Raw genomic sequence first — 19,204 nt, 5'->3', positions numbered from 1 at the left:
GTCAGAGGATAGTCTGATGGTTTCCTTCGGAAATAACCGCAGGAGGACATGTAATATGAATACACTTGAAGTGTTGACATTAGTGCTGGTGATCTTTGCCGCGCTGACTTACATAGAAAATCATCAGAAAAGAAAATAGCTATCCTCTACTGGCATTAGAGGATAGCTGGTAACTATAAATTACTACAGAATCCGAAGCGCAATCATCAGACCAGAATTGTCTTTTGATTACTTCTAAGTAAATTATACACTGGGTACTTGTTTTTTTCAAGTACCCTTTTATATTTTTCTCAATCATATAAAAAAATTAATACTCATCACAGCCAAAATCCATGATAGTACCATCTTTTCAGCAGTATCTGTCGTTACAGCCGCTTCCTGTACTCATTTGGTTTTACCCCTTCATACTTTTCAAAGACTCGCCGAAAGTGATTCACATCGCTGTAACCCACCATTTCGCTAATTTCGAACAGCTTTAAATCGGTCTCCTCCAACAATTTTTTTGCCCTCGACATTCTGATTCCAGTCAGATACTTCTGGTACGTAACACCCGTCCTCTTCTTAAACAACTGGCTGAAATAATAGGGATTGATAAAGAAACGCTCCGAGATGTCATTCAACGTAATCTCCTGCTCGAAATGGCGGACAATATATTCTTTGGCTTCCTGGATCACATCCCGTTTCTCCGGCATACTCTGTTTTAACATCAGTTCATTCATCCCCTGGAGGACATTGATAATCCAGTTTTTCAGCTGTTCCATGGTTTGGAATTTTGCGATATTATCCAGGGAAAGAATATTCTTCCCAAGGTATTCGTTCAGCTGCATCTGCATAAACGGCATCTTTGAAATTCCCGACAGCACCAGATTAATGGCTGTAGCCTGGAGGACTTCCGGACTTAAATACTTGGGCTTCCCTATTTTTCGAAAAATACTCTCTACAATCCTGCTCAATCCCTCACTGTCCATCTCATTCATGCAGCGTTCCAGTTCCTTTACGTCTTCCTCGGCAATATGGGACGGCGTTTTCAAGATATCTCGGATTTCCCCATAATAAACAAGACTTCCCGGCCCTCGGATAACTTTGTAATTTAAAGCACAGAGCGCTTCTTCATAGGATTTCTTGATTCCGGATACAGACCGGTGCGGCGTTCCAATTCCCAGACTCACTGCCTCACCGGTCTCATTCTGGAATTCCAGCCGCAGTTTTCCCAAGATATTTATGGTGCGCTGCATACCCGACATCTCTGATGTTCCCAGACATACCACCATTCTCCCCTGCTCATGACCGTTTGTAATCAAATAATCCATTTCTTTCAAATGCTTTTTACAGATTTCTTCATACATCTTCTCAAACCGCTTCTCTGCCGGACTCTCATAGACAGCACTACAGTAAAACACATGATTTAAAAAGTCAAACCGGGCGTCGCTCTCCTTCGTTTCCGTACGTCCCTGCAGAATTTCCCGAAGCCGGTACTGCTTCATGCCCTGGTCATACTCACTCATGGTTTCTTCAAGGCTGGTGAGCCGCCCTTCCTTCAACTTCTGCTGGTGAATCGACAGACACACTTTCCGCAGGGTACCATACAGTTCTTCCTCTTCAATGGGTTTCGTTATATACTCCTCGACCCCCAGAGCAATCGCCTGCTTCGCATATGAAAAATCTGCATAGCCGCTCAGTATGATAAAACGGGCCGGAACTCCCACCTCTTTGATCCGGCGGATCATCTCAAGTCCATCCATCTCATACATCCGAATGTCCGTCAGAATAATATCTGGCTTTAGCTTTAAAGCACTGGCAGCTCCTTCCGCTCCATCATACGCCACACCCACCACTTCGCAGTCCTGTGTCCCCTTTTCAATCAAAAATTTCAGTCCATCTGCAATCATCTGTTCATCGTCAACTACCAGTATGCGGTACATCCCCCTCCTCCTTCCACGGAATTCCCATTTCCACTGACATTCCTTTTCCTTCTCCCGAATCCACACGGATGCGGCCTCTTCCGTTGTAATGCAGGTAAATCCGTTCCGCAATATTGAGCAGACCAATACTCTTATCTTTTTCTGCCTTCGGTTCATCGGTAACCGTCTTGATATCCTGAAACGATAACTTCTCATTAAGCCGCTTCACCTGGTTCTCCGGCATGCCACAGCCGTCGTCCATAATGAGAATTCGGATTTCATCCGAATCCGCGGTGACTTCAATGCTCATATGAAGGCAGCGGCTCCGGTCTTTATCCCCGTGTTTCATGCTGTTTTCCAGGATCGGCTGAATTAGAAGCGGAATGACCGGGTGCTCAGCCAGCCCCGCCTCGATACGGCAGTCCAGCAGGAAATGATTCTTAAATCTGAGATTTTGAAGCCTGATATAATTTTCTGCATATTCGATCTCCGTCCCGATCGTACTCATTTCCCTGCTCCCATCCAAAGTCATGCGAAACATTTTTGACAGGATCTTAATCATGTCTGCGGTTTCATCCGCCCCTTGCAGCAGCGCCTTCATTCGAATGGATTCCAGAGTGTTGTAAAGCATATGCGGATTAATCTGGGTCTGAAGCGCCAGGTATTTTGCTTCTTTTTCCTTGATTTTTGCCAGATATACGTCCTCAATAAGGGTCCGGATCCGCTGCACCATCTGATTATAGCTTCTGGTAAGCATACCAAGCTCATCTTTCCCTTCTCCCGGGAGCAGGCATTTGTAATTTTCTTTCTCCACCTGCTTCATTCCCTGCGAAAGACGCTTGATCGGAACGGTAAGTGCCCTGCTTAGGAGCCAGGAAACGATTTGAATCAGCAGGGAACAGAGTAGGGTTGCGAGTATCGTTACGTGCAGAATCCGGTTCGTACTCATAAGCAGCCTGCTCCGCGGAATGATGGTGTTAACCCTTAACTCTCCCCCCTCTGTCTCGCTCGACATCATCAGATAATCCTTGCTGTCATTCTTATCCAGGGAAAATGATGTTCCCAATACATCCTGCCAGCTTTTCAGACCGCTGGATACATCAGAGTCGTAAAGAATCCGGTTTTCTACATTAGTAACGTTGATGCGAATATTATAATGGCTGCGTGCAACCAAAAAATCATCATTCAGCTCAATTAAACGGGAGGGATCAATATCAAGCATCAGAACGCCAATGTATTTCCCCGCATAGTCATATATTTTCCTGGATACGGTGACTGCAATCCTGTCCTGCATTCTGTCATAATAGGCACTGTCGTGGGCCTCTGTCACATAAAGAACGCTCTTCGCCCGCTGCATCTCCTGAAACCAGTTCTGACGCTCCAGTTCCGCCTGATCGATCATCACACTCTGGGTACTCAGCTGATAAAGTTCATTTTCCCAAGTAAGCAGCATGACTTCTCCTATTTCCGGCTTTAATGTCACCATCTGCATCATAACATTTCTGAGATAGATCTGCCGGTCCACCCGCTCCAGGATCGAACCGCCGCCGTCTCTTAAGCTCTCAATTACCTTACTGCTTACAAGTGCCGATTTCGTTACGCGGTCATATTCCTTAATAAACTGGTTCAAACTGCTGCTGATCTGGGAGTTGAACACCGATGCAAACTCCATGGCAGAGGCATCCAGGCTGCGCGCGGAGAAACGATACAGCAGGGAGCTGACCAGAATTAGCGGAACCAGGCATACGGACAAAAAGCTGATCATCAGTTTATTATGAATCCTCATATTACTCCAGATACGTCTCATTATTTTTCGCCCTCCCTCTGACCTCTATTCTGCCATACTTTCCAGATTCCTTCAACATTTAGAAGTGGATTCCCTATTCCACCGATTCTCTGATTTTCAGGACAGGCGTTTCCTGGATTCCGGTCGGTTTTATCTGCATATACGCGGATTTCTTATCCCGCAGCTTCCAGACCAGCGTATTGCTCACTTCTACCCTGATTGTATTGACGCCTTGGCATACCAGGCCGGTCACATCAAGGAAACGGCCGTTCTCCATCAGATCTCCGGCCTGCCGTCCATTGATCAGGATTTCCGCACACTCTGATATGGCTGGAAAATCGAGAACCAGATCGAGCCCCACCGGATCCATGTCCAGCCGGAAGCTTCCTTCATAACGGAATATGCCTGAAAATCCAGGATAATATTCTCGGCCATTTAAATTGGGAAATGGTTCGCCTTCCTCCAGCACAAGGCAGGGTTCAAATTCGCATCCCACTTCTGCTTTGGAAACCGCCCAGGCAGTCAGAATTGGCTGTTCCCACTCCTTCCTTAAACCTGAAAAAAAAGATATTTTATTCACTTTCTCCAATGCCTGCACCAAAAATACCGCTTCCCCCGGCTGTAAACTGAGGAATACTGCATCACTCGTCTTTCCCTTCATCACCGGACGGCAGAACGCCTCCTCGGTATTTACAAGTTTCTCCAGTTCATTCTCAAACGGACGGTAACGGACCCAGCACATCTCCTTTGCTGCAGAAATCGTCACCTCTGTCCGTATCTCTTTGTCTGTGCTTTCATTAAAAAACATACAGACAGAACCATCTTCATGAAGATACCGCACTGCCCTTAAATCAGCGTTCGGAACCGGCAGAAAGAAGCTGCACCGGCTGACCCGCCGGATTTCTTCTGCCAGTTTCTTTAATGGCACGACACGGATAGTCTTTTGTATTTCAGCGGACAGTGCCGCCCCGTGAATCTCACATTCCGGCATCGCATCCACCGCAAATACAGGCACTCCAGAACGGCCGGCACGCAGAATAAACGCTGCTGCCTGTTCCGGGATTCTCCTGCACCAGGGCAGGATAAACGCACTGTAATCATACCCGTTTAAGTAAAACTTCCCCTCTTTCATTTCTGCCTGTATTAATACATCTGCAGGAAGAATATTGCAGTCCATCTGGTTTTCCATCAGTTCCCGTACCGGCTTTTGAAACATCATGGCTCCGGTTCCCGTCCATTCAGCCTCTGCATGATACAGAACTGCGGCCTCCGTCCACCTGCGCCCATTCTGGAGCAGATGGGTACTGCGGTTTAAATACTGCATCAGACGGGCAAAAAACGGAAACTGGGGATTCTTTCCACCGGCGGAGAAATGAGGCGGACAATCAGGATCCGGATACAGAGGGGAAAAGGCATGAGGGACAAACTGATTGATTCCTCTGACCAGCATATGGTCCAGAATCCATTTCATCAGCTTAACGCCCTCCCCCCAGCCATATGCACCGAATAATTCACACAGCGCCTGCCCCTGCTTCTTCGGGTCGGACGCAGCCCCAGAGCTTCCAAGCTTTGCCAGACCGAAATGAAAGAACTCCCCATCCTCTTCTCCATCCACCCATCGGTGAACCGTATCCTTCCAGCCCGGCATCAATTGCTGGGAAACCACATCAACTCCTGCCATATCTTGTCCCTCCAACGCCCGGAAATAATGACCTGCACTGCAGCCCAGTCTTCCGTGCGCATTGTTGTCTTCTATAATATGACCGATGTATTTCACACCCTTTTTCCTGCACCAGTCCCCTAACTGCCCGCTAAAGCATCGTTTGACCAGACGGGTCAGCCGATCCATATAATCATAGCGCAGCGCCGGAGTCCCGCTTCCCATATCGGTCCACAACACCGGCAAAAGCCTGGTAAAATCCGTTCCCCAGCATTCTTTCAGCGCCTCTGCCAAAGATTCGCTCCACGGATACACTGCTTTTTCCTGTCCCGGAAGCATGTCATAATCATACCCGGGGACATTTCCCAATTCCGGTTCATCGGAGAAGAACCCGGCCAGCACGGTCCCAAAATACTGCTTAAAGTGTGCATAATGTGGTTCATATACGGCATCAATCAGCACACGGACCGAGTCCTTATCCAGCAGATTCATGTAGTTTTCACGGCCTCCTCCACTTTTGCTGGTATACAGGACAAACAGGCGGTACAGCCCTTTCTCCAGATTGAGCTGTACCATTCCATCCTGATAAGAGGACGTGAGATTCTCAGCATTTTCAGCAATAAGCTGCGACGTTTCACGGTCATGACGGCGATACAGCCATACCGCCAGAATTTCTTCCGGCTCCTTCAGCGCATGCTCGATTAGAACAGTACTCTGCCGTGCAGGCCCGCACAGGTCCATATGAAACTCTCTCAAATAAATTTTTGCCTTCACCGGCTGTTTCTCATACTCGCCATTTGCATACCCGGTAGGAAAATGTTTATCATCCAGCACCCATACCTTCATGTTCCTTTTTTCTGCTTCCCGAAGGATTATCCCCAGCTGTTCCCACCAGAGCCTCTCTCCAAACGCCGGATGGGGGCGGGATTCCACGCAGAACGCCCGGACGCCGCATCTCTCAATGCTGTCTATTTCTTCTATAATCCTGTTATTTTCTTCTCCATGAAGCCACAAAAAAGGCAGAATATAGTTTCCTTCATGTCCGTGCAGCACTTCCTCTGTACACTTCATCGTCATCTGTCCTTCCTCTCTTTTTTATAATAAAGAGTCCGGCAAGCCGGACTCTCGCGCCGGAGCGCGGTACCCGATAAAGCGGGGCATGCTATTGCTTCAGCAACCACACTTCCCCAGCGCGGAGTGCGCCTCCTGCCCGGAGGGCTTTTTGTGTAATAGGAGCACTTTCCTGTTACACAAAACTGGCAGCCGGACCGAATGCTGTCCATCCGTCCCGGCTGCCCAAAGCAATTTTTTACCATGCTCTACTGCAGTGTTTTCTGATACCACTCTCTCGCAGCTTTTGTCACCTGCTCACCGCCGGAAGCATACCATTTTTCCACGAATTCATCGAACTTGTCGATCTCATACTCACCAGTGATAATCTTGGAAGCGTATTCCACATAAAGTGTTCTGTTTAAGATATCCGCATATCCGTTATATACGCTGGAGGGCATGCCATCCCCTGCGATAACCTTTCCATAAGGCTGTACGTCTTCCATGGCCTTAATCGCCTCATCGATCGCCCAGGCTCTGTCATCAGTTTTCATATCTTCGTAAAGCTGAATCTTGAAATCCAAATCTGCCAGGGAATTGGCCGGCATGATAACCAGTTTCTGCTGAGTCGTCTTATCGTCCGCCTTCTGTTTCTTCTTTCCGTCCACAGTCTCACAATGCATTCCCTCGATACCATAATAGAAATCGGCCCAGTAATCGGGATTGCCATATGCGTCAAATACCTTCATGACTGCATCAATTTTCTCCGGATCATCGGTATTTTTCGCTACCCAGGCCAGTCCGTTGATCTGCTTTGTCGTATAAAAACCTTCGTATCCGGGAGCGTTAACTGCAGGCATGGATACCCAGTTCGGTTTTACGCCGGTAGCTGCTTCCATGGATTCCGCATACAGAAGTGCGTCCTGTGCGAAACGGAAGGTAACGCCAACACGGTTAGAGTTGATTTTTCCATCCCAGGCGGCTTTATCATTTAACAGAGTCTCCGGATCAACCAGGCCCTCTTCATAAAGGTCATGAATAAACTGAAGCGCATCCTTCATATTCTGAGTAACCGCGGAATAGGTCAGTTCACCATCGTAGATATCCCAGTCAGGAGCGCCTTCCTGAAGAGCGACACCGTACATTGCAAAGAGATGATCCATCCATTTTGCATCCTGACGGCCACCGGTAGGAAGTTCATCCGCGGCCCCATTTCCATTCGGATCCTGGGTCTTAAATGCTCTCAATACCTCTACAAATTCCTCCTGTGTCGTCGGCATGGAAAGCCCGAGCGTATCCAGCCAGTCCTGGCGGATCATACCTGTATAGGGTGTAAACGGCCTCACGTCCGGGATTCCGTAGATTCTTCCCTCCCCCGTCGGATCATAGGAGCGAACGATGTCCCATACCCGCTCCGGCACTGAATTCCATAAGTGCGGCGCTTTCTCTGAAAGCAGATCCGTCAGATCTAAGAGGGCTCCGTTCTTGATCAGATCGCCCTCCATCCCATTTACAGGAAGGAAGATATCCGGCATCTCACCCGCCGAAATCTTTAGGTTCAGCTGCTGCTGATAGTTGCTTCCGCCATTCCATTCCACATATGGCTGTATGATTCCCACTCCAGTTAAATCCTTATAGAAATTATATACATCGCCGCCCTTTTCAACTGGCAGATATCCCTCATTGACGCCCCACATCTCCAGGTCCGGGGTTCCATCCGCATTGACCGTGTCCGCGCTGCTTCCCGTCTCTGTCTTCGCACTGCTCCCGCAGCCGGTCAGAGATGACAGGACCATGCCTGCTACAAGGACTGCTGCCGCCATTCGTTTTGCTCTCATAAAATAAATCCTCCTCTTTTATAGTTTACCAATCTTAACCTTTCACGGAGCCAAGCATTGCTCCCTTTGTAAAATATTTCTGTATAAACGGATAGACTGCAATAATCGGCAGAATCGCAAATACCACGACTACAGCCTGAAGCGTACGGTCACTGTAATTTACATTGACAGACGCCGCCACATTCTGAAGCTCGCTACCGCTTCCAATCAGCTGACGGATCTTCATCTGAAGCGGAAAGAGCTTCATATCCTGAATAAACATCATAGGGTGCTGGAACTGATTCCAGAGTGTCACCCCATAAAATAATCCCACGGTAGCCAGCACCGCCTTGGAAGACGGGAGTACGATCTGATAAAACACCTTGAAGCGGCTGGCCCCATCGATCATAGCCGCCTCCTCCACTTCCGCAGGGAACTGCTGGAAAAAGCTTCTCATGATAATCATATTATAGGCCGTTAAGATCTGGGGCAGTACCAGCACCAGCGGATTGTTAAACAGCCCGATGTTCTTAAGTGTCAGGAAGTACGGAACGACCGGTGCCTTAAATACCATCGTAATTAATGCGACAATCATCAGCAGCTTGGACGCCTTAAACTCCTTTTTCGACAGGGGATAGGCAAACAGGGAGGTAATAGCCAGAGACAGCACCACTCCGGAAACCGTGGCAATCACCGTAATAAAGAACGATCTCCAGATATCCCTGTTAGAAAGGATATATCTCCAGGAGTCGAATGTAAAGCCCACCGGCAGTAAATTAACCGCATTCATGTCCGCTGCCGCCTTGGAACTGAAGGACAGTGCCAGCACCGAAAGCAGAGGAATCATCATAACAACTGCAAGTAAAAGCAGAACTCCAGTCATTGCCAGGCGGAACAGCCGGTCCCGCAGGGATTCTCTCATTCCCATTTTACCATAACCCTCCTTCTGATGTCTTTTGAGACAGCTTATTAAATATCAGCACAAGTCCGAGACCCACAACAGACTGGAACAGACCGACCGCTGTCGTAAAGCTGTACTGAGCCTGCTGGATACCGACCCGGTATACATACGTATCGAAAATATCACTGACCGCATAGGTCATCGGCGTCTGAAGGTTGTACACCTGATCGAATCCGAGTTCCAGGAAGCCTCCAATATTCAGTAAGAACAGAGTCACCACGGTAGGCACCAGAAGCGGGAACGTAACATACCGCATCTTCTGGAATCTGGACGCTCCATCCATAGAAGCCGATTCATAAAGAGACGGATCAATCCCGCTGATCGCCGCCAGATAAACCACCGTTCCCCAGCCAGCCTCTTTCCAGATCGACGAGATGATGAAAATCGGCCGGAACCAGGATTCTCTCTGCATGGCCAGAACCGGCTTCAGGCCAATCATATCTCTGATGTTATTGAAAAATCCGCCAATACCGAAAAAGTCGAATACCAGACCTCCTACAATAACCCAGGAAATAAAATATGGAATATAGATTGCCGTCTGGATTCCTTTCTTCAGCCGCTGCTGCCGGATCTCATTTAACATCAGAGACAGTAAAATCGGAATCGGGAAAATGAGAATCGTCTTGCAGAATCCCAGGATGATCGTATTCATCAGGATCTTTTTAAAGTCCGGGTAAGCGAACAACGTCTTAAAATTCTTAAATCCCACCCACGGACTGTCTAAAAAGCCGCCAACAATGTTGTAATCCTCAAATGCGATGATACTTCCAAACATGGGAATAAACTTGAATATAACAAAAAAGAGCAGTCCTGGAAGAACCATCAGATAGTAAGGCCAGTATTTCTGAATGTTATGTACCCAGGTTTCTTCTTTCGCGCAGGCCTTCGACACACGCTGCTTGTGTTTTAACATGATTGTAACCCCCTTTGTGCTTTTCATTATCCTTCATTTTCCCGCTGTACTCAACGGACATTTTTTATGTAAAAGCATGGCATTTTTAAGATTGTCCTGAACAGTTACAAGTTTATAAAAACTCAAAATCCAAAAAGTCCAGTGCGCCGGTTCCTTCGTATTTCATATAGAGGGCCTGTCCTTGTATCCCATTTTTCTCTGCTCCTGTATAAGTTCCGTCAAAAGCCATCCAGTCCGGGGAGAATATATGAATCGGTACTTCGCCAAGATACAAGCCATCCGGATGACCGAGCAGAAGCATCCGCCCTCTGGCTTCTCCACGAACCCGCAGCCGGATGGCGCCCTCCGGCTTTAAATTAAAATAGCGATATCCTGCCGACGCTCCATCCCGCATATTGGCAATGTACTGTCCAGGCCCGCTCTCCCGGTCGCTTCCGTCCTGTGTGAAGTAAGGGAAACGCCCTTCCATGAGCGCCTTTCTGGACCAGACTGCGCCTTCTTTTCCCCACAGGTGACAGGCGATCCGCGCTTCATAGACTCCTGCCCCCCTTAACGGCCCTCCATTCAGTCCGCAGGAAGTGATACGGACCTGAGGGATCCTTCCGTCCGAAAGAATCGTAACCAGCTCCGCACAGGCCTGACGACTGAAAAAGGTCCGGTTGGTCTGCCTGTGATAAAACAGATACCAGGCTCCATTCACACACTCGATTCCCCCGTGGGTGTTTCCAAGGAAATTAGCCGGTGCAGCAGCTTCCCGTCCATCAATTCCAATATCTCCAATGTCGATCAGCCTTCCTCCAAACGTAAATCCACGGTCCGGAAACGAGCTGACCGCATAGCATAGAGATGAGCTTTTTCTATCTGAATAGATCAGATAATAGATTTTTCCAATCTTACGGATAGAGCTGGCTTCGTAAAATTCGAATCCCTCAAACCCGGTCCCCTCGCTGGTTTCCGTGGTCGGGAGCAGCAGTCTGGGATTTTCCTTCAGCGTCACCATATCTGCCTCCAGGCGCATCACCTGGGAAGCCTTGTTCTCATGAAGCCCTTTACACCTCGGCCCATTGCCGGAATACAGATAGCATTCCCCGTCCTCATCAATCAAAATACCGGGATCGAACTGGATATAATCTTTCTCCTTTCTTCCCAGAGGTGTTCCATCCGGATAATGTACCAGTCCCATAAATTCATAAGGCCCCGTCGGCGCATTGCTGACTGCAACACCAATTTCCGGCAGCACATCGAGACAGTAATAAAGGTAATACCGTCCATCCAGCCCCTTTGCCACATCGGGAGCCCACATGCAGTGCCCTCCCTCCTGGTTTCTGGGATCCTGGTTTTTCCGGTAAATCACCCCTTCATAACGCCATTCCTTCAGATTTTTCGTATCCGCCGAATAGCACACGTAATCATTCATACAATATCCGTCCCCATCAAACCGGTCGTGGCTCCCAAACAGATAGATTCTGCCGTCAAAAACATGCGGTTCCCCATCCGGTATATATTCCCACGATGGTAAAAATGGATTTACTGCCTGCATTTTTCTTCTTCCTTTCCTTCAGAGTTTTCGCTTGAAGCGGAAATAAAGCTTCAGCCACACTCCGGTAACTTGCTGTTCTGTTTATCACCTTATCACAAGCGCTGTCGGATACCTATTGGCATTTTTTAGTATTTCACCGGGTATTTTTTAGAAAAGTCCATTAACAGCAAAAAAGGGCGCTGCATTCATTCGCAACACCCTCACGCTACCTCACATATAATTGATCATCTATCCTTCCGCATCACAATAAAGCCATTTCCCTCCACCGCTCCGCATCTCACCCGTTCTTCACCCGTTTCCTGTAATTGGAAGGCGTCTCTCCGTAGATTCTGGAAAACAGCTCCGAAAAGGCTCTGCTGTCCCGAAAGCCAACTTCCGACGCTATATCCGCAGTTTTTTTATCAGTGGATACCAGCAGGTTGATCGCATGTTTCATCCGCACCTTGTTTAAGTAATCCTTAAAATTCTCTCCGGAATTCTTCTTAAAAAAGCTGCTGAAATAGTAGGGATTCATATGTATTTCCCCGGCCAGTACCTCCAGGGTCAGGTTCTCGCTGTAATGCCTCTCAATATACTCCCTTGCATGGATAATATCCTTTTTCTCACTGCTCACGACCGCCTTTTTTATCCGGTCCTTATACTCCTTAAAGTATCCTTCAAACAGGCCCGTAAGGCATTCATAGGACTCGCTCTGCCTTGCCTGCTCCAGAATATCCTTAAACTCCACGGGCATTCCATCAATGCCCATGGTTTCAAACCGTTCCTCTATGATACGAATCGTGCTTCCGTAGTGGAAGCAGGCGTCGTCCCTTCTTCCCTCCGAAATCAGGCACACCAGACGCCGAAAACGGGCGGCCGCATCCGTAAACGCCTTTTCATCCTGGGCCACCATCCCTTCGATCAGCTGATTTCTCACTTCCCGGATCTCCTCGAGTGTGGCGGGCTTCTTAAAGACCGGCTCCCCAACATGCAGAACCGGAATTTTGATCTGGCTGCTGAAATAGAAATATCCCGTCATGGACAGACACGCTTCATACGCCTTCGGTATCTCTCCCATGGAGTCTGCCGGATTACCCACAATAAAACCAAGCCGGCAGCGCGGAATGTGAAGCTGCACCTCTGCTTCCTCCAGGATAGAACCGAGGGTTCTTCCCGTCTCCTCCTTCTCCGGATTCTTGAGCACCATGACAATGTGGCCATTTTTTAAGAAAACAATCCCCAGATGCCGTTTTTCCAGATATTGCTCCAGAAAGCTCAATACCGAAAACTGGACCAGCCTTCGCTCCTGTTTCCCCGTCTGTCTGCTGTAGAGAATTTCCGTCAGGATCGGTAAATATCTGCACTCTTCCATTTCCACCAGCTTATCGTACGCCGCCGCTGGCCCCTCTTCCTCCGTGTAATCCGGGTGCTCCGGGCCGCCGCCTTCGCCATCCGCATCATTTTTCAGCATGGTGATGCATTTCTCCAGCGTCTCCACCAGCTCTTCACGGATAACGGGCTTCAGCAGATAGTTCACGGCGCCGTACGTCAGAGCATCCTTGGCATACTGGAAATCCTGGAACCCGCTGACGAAGATCACCTTCGTCTCAATCCCCAGCGCCTTCAGCTCTTTTAAAATCTCGATTCCCGTCTTCTTCGGCATATAGATATCGAGAAGCGCAATATCCGGTTTCTCTGTGAGAATCCCATCAAAAGCAGCTTTCCCGTCTTCGTATTCCCCCACGATCTCGATACCCAGACGGTTAAAATCCACAAGCTTCTGTAATCCTCTTATGATCACGGGCTCATCGTCCGCCAGAATCATTTTTATCATTCCTCTTCTCCCCCTTCTTTCCACGGCATGATTATCCGAACCATGGTTCCGACTCCTGGCGTGCTGGTGATTTCAATTCCGTACGCCTCTCCGTATAGATACCGCACGCGGTCGTGCACATTTTTCAGGCCGATGCTCTGCCAGTTGTGTTCATTTTTAATCCCCGGCTCATTCCCTTCCAGAAGCAGCTTCAGCTGTTCCAGTTCCCCGCTGCTCATTCCGGCGCCATTGTCCATGACCGAGATTTCCATGCGGTTCTCCACGTGCTCCGCCTCGATCATCACATGTCCGGACCCGTCCTTCGGTTTGATTCCATGGACATAGGCATTCTCCACGATCGGCTGCAGAATCAGCTTGGGGACGTGAACCTCACTGAGTCCGTTTAAATCCGCGGTAAAATGGACCTTTCCCTTGATCCGGCAGTTTAACAGATAGACATACTGCCTTGTGATCTCTACCTCTTTTTCCAGCGGCACCATGTCCTGCATGGGGCCAATCATATAGTGGATCTGGCTGGACAGCGCCTCGATCATCTCAGATACGACCGTATCATCCTTGTCCAGCGCCGTCATCCGGATAATTTCCAGTGTATTATAGAGGAAATGCGGATAAATCTGGGATTTCAGCGCCGTCATCTCCGCCTCCGCCTGCTTCATATGCGCCACATAGGACTGATTGATATAACTCTCCAGCTCCTTCGACATCTGATTGAACCGCTTCGACAGCACCCCAATCTCATCCCCCGAGGTTACAGGGAGGCGAACCTGAAAGTTACCGGTTTCAATCTCCGACATCTGTTCCATCATATTCCGAATCGGCTTTGTCAGACGCCTGGAAAACCACACCGAACCGCCCAGAAGCGCCGCCAGAGACGCACCGATGAACACATACATCATCGTCTGCATACGTCTGATCTTCTCATAGGCGGTCGCCGTCTTCATCGTAATTATCACCTTCAGCCCACTGGCATTATACGGTGTATCCACAACGAACTCTTCCTTCGTCTCCTCAAACCGGACTCCCTCCGACGTCAGATTCTTCCCAATCAGCGACTCATCACTGCTGTAATAGCAATTATTTTCCCGATCGCACACATAGACCTGGTCCCTTGCATTGAGATTCAGATTCTTAAACGCCGCCTCCATCCGCTCTAAATCCACATCGATAAACAGCGTACCGACATACTCATAATTCCCTACCGCCCCCGTTAAATCAAAGTAATTCCTGGCCAGTGTAAAGACCCAGGAATCCTGCATACGAAAATAGTCGTTCTTATGAGTCAGAATCAGCATCAGATTCTTACTGTTTCTATCCAGTCCATCGAGCCCCATCCTGGCGTCAAACACCGTCTCTTCCTCCGAAGGAATATTCCGCCGCGACCGGTGAAATGCCAGCTTCTTCCCCTGAATTCCCTCTCCCACAAAATGTGCACCGGAAATATAACTGTCCACCGCCTGGACATTTCCCAGAAACACCATCATGCTTTTATACCGGTTGGCCTCCATATACTCCGGATCCTCACCAATCCCATAGATAATCCGTCTCAGATTATCATACGACATATAATTAAACTGAAACTCCCCCTCGCTGGAATAATTATAATAATAAGGCATCTTCGACACCCCATTATAGCTCTCCATCATATCAGCCAGCGACTCACTCACATAAGACGCCGCCTGAACGTAATTACTCCTCAAAGAATTACCATACTCCTTAAACATCCGGTTTACGATCACCGTCGAGAGAAAAAGCATGGGAATTAACCCCAGCGTAATAATAACGAGACAGAATTTCTGATACAGGCTCAAATTCCTTTTCCAGCGCTTCTTCATACTATTTCCTCCCCTTACTCCCCAAAACTCTTACCCACCATTATACCATACATCCCATTTAACCTCAATTTCCATCCCATCTTCCGCCCTTCTCACCTCACGCAGCCAGTACACAGCCCTTCTCACCTCGCGCAGCCAGTACACAGCCCCAGCGCTTGCGGAGCGCCCGGGGACGGCAGGAGCAGAAGATTCAGCAGCTTCCTTTTCCGAGGTACGCAGGAACTTAAGCAGGAAGGCAGGAAAAAAGGGTGGTGAAAGCAGGCCTCAAAGCCTGCTTTCAAGCGCACACGGAGGGAAAATCCTTCAGGATTTCTTCCGTAGTTTGCGCGATCCGCCCTTTTTTCCTGTCTTCCTGCTTTAGTTCCTGCCACCGAGGAAACGAGAAGCAGCTGAATCTTCTGCTCCTGCCGTCCCCGGGCGCTCCGCAAGTGTTGGGGCGTACCCCCTGGCACATTACCCTTTCGCAGCCCCCGCCGTAATCCCCTTCACAAAATACTTCTGCAGCAGCACAAAGATAATGAGTGCCGGAATGATGGAACAAACCGTACCCGCAAACACAATATCCCACCGCGCCGTATACTGACCGACAAAGGAGTATACCTCAACCGTAATCGTTTTTGCCCGGTCTGAAGGAAGAACGAGATACGGCATTAAAAAGTCATTCCAGATACCGAGTCCGTTTAACACCACCATGGAAGCAGTACACGGTCCAAGCAGGGGAAATGTCACCTTCCAGAATGTCTGGAACGGATTGCAGCCATCGATCTGGGCCGCCTCCTCGATCTCTAACGGCACTCCTTTTAAAAAGCTGCAGTACAGCAGGGAGCCGAACGCCACCGAGCCTGAGATATAACAGGCGATGGGGCCTGCCAGATTGCCGAACAGTCCGAACATCTTCATCTCTTTAAACAGCGGGAACATATAGAGATGAAATGGAATCATCATGCCCGCCAGAAAGTATGTATAGATAAATATAGTTGCCCTCGTCCTGCGCCGCTCCATCGCATAGGCCGCCATGGGAACGATAAAGACAATCAGCACTTCGGATACCAGCGTTAAAACCACACTGTGGAAAATGGCCGTCACAAAATCCGACTGGGCAAATAAATCCTGAAAGTTCTTTAAGTACAGCGTAGTTGGCAGAGACATGGGATTCTTCAGGATTTCGCCGTTGCTCTTAAATGCGGATATAATCGCAAAGAATACGGGAGCCAGGAACAGAACAGCCAGTATAATCGTCGCGGCAAAGAGAATACCGTTTCCCGGTCGTACCTTCCGTCTGCTGGCTTTAATTCCTACTTCTTTCATTATAACTGCACCTCCCTGCGTTTTAGAATGCTCTGCTGGATCGCGTTGAGAATCAGAATAATAAACAGGAGCACGATGCCGACCGCCGTTCCGAAGCCCTGCCGGCCTTCATTGAAGCCCACCTTATACAGCAGGTACACGATGGTCTCTGTCGTAAATCCGGGACCGCCGTCCGTCATGACGGAGATCTGATCGAACACCTTCAGACCGTTAATCAGGGAAAGTGTCAGATTGATGGTAAATGCACCGGAGATCAGAGGCAGTGTGATTGCCTTGAAACGCTGAAGCGGTGACGCGCCGTCGATAGCCGCCGCCTCCACCACATCGGTGGGTACACTCTGCAGCGAGGCCAGGTAGATAATCATGTAGTAACCAGCGCCTTTCCACACCAGCACGACACCGACCATGATCAGAGCCAGCTTCGGATTCCCCAGCCAGTCCTGGCAATACTCGCCCATTCCCAGCGAACGGAATATCGTATTGACTGCACCGAAATTGTAGTTGTACATAATCTTCCAGATAAAGCCCGACACGATGCCGCTGATCAGTACGGGAACGTAGAAAGCGCTCCGGAAGAAATTCTTTCCCCATCTCACATTATCCACGATCAGCGCCAGGATTAACGCCATGCTGTTTTCCAGAATCGATATGAACGCAGTAAGAATCACCGTATTCTTCAGTGCATTTCCAAAACGGGCGCTGGTAAAAATCTCTTTGTAGTTTGCCAGCCCGACAAACTTGACGACCGGATTCAGTCCGTCCCATGAGGTAAAGCTGTAATAGACGCTGGCAATCGTCGGCACGATAATAAACAGCGTAAAAAACAGGAAAGCCGGTGCGATAAATCCCATTGATACGAAATCAAACTTTGCTTTTTTCTTTCCCATCTGTCCCCCATCTCCTTTCCTTTTCTTATCTAAGGGGCTGTTAGAGAACCATTCCGGCTCTGTAACAACCCCTTTTCCATCAGTTTCCTGTTATGTTCCGCAAAGCATCATTTTCGCAGAGCATCACTCTATTCCGCGTTCTTTAACGGGTTAAAGCTCTGCATGGCAACCTGCCACGTCTTGTTTAATTCCTCACATGCGGACGGAATATCCCTCTGTCCCTGGATTATTTCAATCGTTGTCTTATACATGAAATTTCTGAAATCCGGAGGAAGCTCATTTTCACCTACTCGTCCGTTCCACATCAGACTTAAATCATCCGCCGTATTCGTAGCCTCGATTACCTTCAGCATAACCGGAGCGGCAGCCAGATCCGGGGTCTCTGCGGTAGAAGGGATGGCATTTAACTTATCACAGTAAACCTTATAATTATCCATTTTATAGAAGAAACGGATGAATTCCTCTGCCGCGGCTTTTTTGTTCGGATCCTTTGCGGATTCTGCTGAAATCGCCAGACCGCCAGCGCCGCCGCCTACAAGGCGGGTCTTTCCGTCTGGACTTGGCACTGCAAACCATCCTAATTCAAAATCAGGGTCTGCATCTGTGATCTGAGAAAACATATGAGTACCGGAGTACATCATGGCCGCCATGTCGCTGACCAGGAATGTCGTAATCTGCGCATCCGGGGTTGATACCCAGCCATCCTGAGCGTACTGGAAGATGTCCTTCATTTCTTCAAATGTTGCAGTTATAGCGGGATCAGAAAAATCCTTTGTTCCCTCATAGCAATGCTTGATAAAATCAGTATCCTGGCTCATCACCTGGTCATTATATGCCTTATAAAACCAGAAACCCATATGCCAGATATCCTGTCCGCCAATAACCAGAGGCGCCATATCACCCTTATCTTTTATTTTCTGGCAAAGCTCCATGAATTCATCGTATGTCTTCGGCTCTGTGAATCCGTTATCATCAAAATACTTCTTATTATAGATGATTCCCTGCGTATTCTCTCCGCTTAATGGAGCGGTATAAGTCTTTCCGTCAAATGCAACCGTCGTCTTAAATAAGGAAATAATATCCTCCGGCAGTGGTTCCAGCATGCCTGCGCGTACATACATCGGGGTATCCCGCATTTCCATCACATCCGGAAATTCGCCAACGCTCTCCTTTGTCTTTAAGAACTCGCTGTACGCCCCGCCGTTGCCCGGCTGAATCTTCACCGTGATATCCTGATACGTTTCATTAAAACGGTTGACAATTTCATTCATAGACGCCTTGGCCCCCTCGTCACCATCCGCGAATATGAAGATCAGCTCTGTCGGCTCCGTCACGACGGAAGCGTCTGTCCCTGCTGCCGCCGTATCTGATTCGGTCTTTGCAGCCTCCGTTTTTGCCGCCTCGGTCTTTGCCTCCGTTCCCGCAGCAGGGGCCTGTGACGCACCGCCTGAAGAATCCTTGGAACCACAGCCGGCCAGAAGTGTTCCTGCCATGGCTGCACATAATACAGAAGCCAGTAATCTCTTTTTCATGTTGTATCCTCCTTGCTATGAGCACTTAGCGGACGCCTTATGGCCGCTCACGTGCAATACTTGTTTTTTCTTTCTGTCATAACTATATCAGGAAATACATTCCGAAAAAACTCTGTTTTTTAAGGTATTCATGCAATTTTTAAAGATCGTTGGCCAAATTCGATAGACAGCGTAACCCAATAACGATACAATAAAGGCTGACAG

At 48.6% G+C, this 19,204-nt stretch carries 12 protein-coding genes; all 12 read right to left on the bottom strand.

The features are described 5' to 3' along the window. Nucleotides 1–365 precede the first annotated feature (365 nt). A complete protein-coding gene (locus tag H8S80_RS01045; RefSeq protein WP_117631523.1) occupies nt 366–1,922 on the bottom strand; it encodes a response regulator in 1,557 nt (518 codons plus the stop codon). Then, nucleotides 1,900–3,708, bottom strand: coding sequence for a sensor histidine kinase (locus tag H8S80_RS01040; protein ID WP_002600748.1), 1,809 nt, complete (start codon nt 3,706–3,708; stop codon nt 1,900–1,902). The genes H8S80_RS01045 and H8S80_RS01040 overlap by 23 nt, the downstream gene beginning before the upstream one ends. Before the next feature lie 73 nt (nt 3,709–3,781). Beyond that, nucleotides 3,782–6,424, bottom strand: coding sequence for a glycosyl hydrolase family 2 protein (locus H8S80_RS01035; protein ID WP_029465692.1), 2,643 nt, complete (start codon nt 6,422–6,424; stop codon nt 3,782–3,784). A 242-nt stretch (nt 6,425–6,666) separates the two neighbouring features. Then, on the bottom strand, nt 6,667–8,235 hold the full coding sequence (locus H8S80_RS01030) for a type 2 periplasmic-binding domain-containing protein (protein WP_002600750.1): 1,569 nt from the start codon (nt 8,233–8,235) through the stop codon (nt 6,667–6,669). 34 nt (nt 8,236–8,269) lie between these two features. Further along, entirely contained in the window at nt 8,270–9,142 is an 873-nt protein-coding gene (locus H8S80_RS01025; protein WP_002600751.1) for a carbohydrate ABC transporter permease, read from the bottom strand. A gap of 1 nt (nt 9,143) precedes the next feature. After that, nucleotides 9,144–10,088 carry an ABC transporter permease gene (locus H8S80_RS01020; protein WP_002600752.1) on the bottom strand — a complete coding sequence of 315 codons (945 nt, stop codon included), beginning with the start codon at nt 10,086–10,088 and terminating at the stop codon, nt 9,144–9,146. Between the two features lie 112 nt (nt 10,089–10,200). After that, on the bottom strand, nt 10,201–11,628 hold the full coding sequence (locus H8S80_RS01015; protein WP_117631522.1) for a family 43 glycosylhydrolase: 1,428 nt from the start codon (nt 11,626–11,628) through the stop codon (nt 10,201–10,203). A gap of 277 nt (nt 11,629–11,905) precedes the next feature. Next, nucleotides 11,906–13,441 (bottom strand): response regulator, encoded by a 1,536-nt coding sequence (locus tag H8S80_RS01010; RefSeq protein WP_002600754.1) that lies wholly within the window; start codon nt 13,439–13,441, stop codon nt 11,906–11,908. Next, a complete protein-coding gene (locus H8S80_RS01005) occupies nt 13,438–15,273 on the bottom strand; it encodes a sensor histidine kinase (protein WP_025531162.1) in 1,836 nt (611 codons plus the stop codon). The genes H8S80_RS01010 and H8S80_RS01005 overlap by 4 nt, the downstream gene beginning before the upstream one ends. A gap of 453 nt (nt 15,274–15,726) precedes the next feature. Continuing rightward, complete coding sequence (locus tag H8S80_RS01000; RefSeq protein ID WP_002600756.1) at nt 15,727–16,581, bottom strand: carbohydrate ABC transporter permease; 855 nt, start codon at nt 16,579–16,581, stop codon at nt 15,727–15,729. Then, nucleotides 16,581–17,468, bottom strand: a complete 888-nt coding sequence (locus tag H8S80_RS00995; protein WP_002600757.1) for a carbohydrate ABC transporter permease — start codon at nt 17,466–17,468, stop codon at nt 16,581–16,583. The genes H8S80_RS01000 and H8S80_RS00995 overlap by 1 nt, the downstream gene beginning before the upstream one ends. Before the next feature lie 128 nt (nt 17,469–17,596). Then, on the bottom strand, nt 17,597–19,000 hold the full coding sequence (locus H8S80_RS00990) for an ABC transporter substrate-binding protein (RefSeq protein ID WP_054356725.1): 1,404 nt from the start codon (nt 18,998–19,000) through the stop codon (nt 17,597–17,599). Nucleotides 19,001–19,204: the final 204 nt, after the last annotated feature.

It is taken from the genome of Hungatella sp. L36 (assembly GCF_014288035.1).
Note: the sequence above shows the minus strand (reverse complement) of the source record. Positions and strands in the feature narration are given on the sequence as shown.